Source organism: Enterococcus sp. HMSC072F02 (assembly GCF_001837725.1).
Lineage (GTDB): Bacteria > Bacillota > Bacilli > Lactobacillales > Enterococcaceae > Enterococcus_B > Enterococcus_B lactis.
This window is the reverse complement of record NZ_KV833907.1, coordinates 1-570: the sequence shown is the minus strand read 5'-3', so window position 1 is coordinate 570 and position 570 is coordinate 1. Positions and strand designations below refer to the sequence as shown.

Here is a 570-nt window from a genome sequence, read left to right as displayed (position 1 = left end):
GGTTCTGTTGCAAAGTTTTCCAAAAAATCTATTTTAGTGTAAAATTGAGAAAAAAGACAGAGAGGACAGAGTAATGAATCATTTTAAAGGCAAACAATTCAAAAAAGACGTCATTATTGTCGCTGTTGGTTACTAGCTGCGTTACAATCTAAGCTATCGTGAAGTTCAGGAATTGTTATATGATCGTGGAATAAATGTTTGTCATACTACGATTTATCGTTGGGTACAAGAGTACAGCAAAGTCCTCTATTATCTTTGGAAGAAGAAAAATAGACAATCCTTCTATTCATGGAAAATGGACGAAACCTATATCAAAATTAAGGGACGTTGGCATTATCTTTATCGTGCAATTGATGCGGACGGCTTAACCTTAGATATCTGGTTACGAAAGAAACGGGATACGCAAGCAGCCTATGCTTTCTTAAAACGACTCCATAAACAGTTTGGTGAGCCGAAAGCAATTGTGACCGATAAAGCACCTTCTCTTGGCTCCGCCTTTAGAAAGTTACAGAGTGTGGGTTTATATACTAAGACAGAGCACCGAACTGTGAAGTATCTTAACAATTTAAT

At 36.8% G+C, this 570-nt stretch carries 1 pseudogene; it reads left to right on the top strand.

Going from position 1 to position 570, the window contains the following annotated elements:
- Positions 1-73: 73 nt before the first annotated feature.
- Positions 74-570, top strand: a pseudogene (locus HMPREF2731_RS02480) (IS6-like element ISS1D family transposase); the annotation flags it as partial.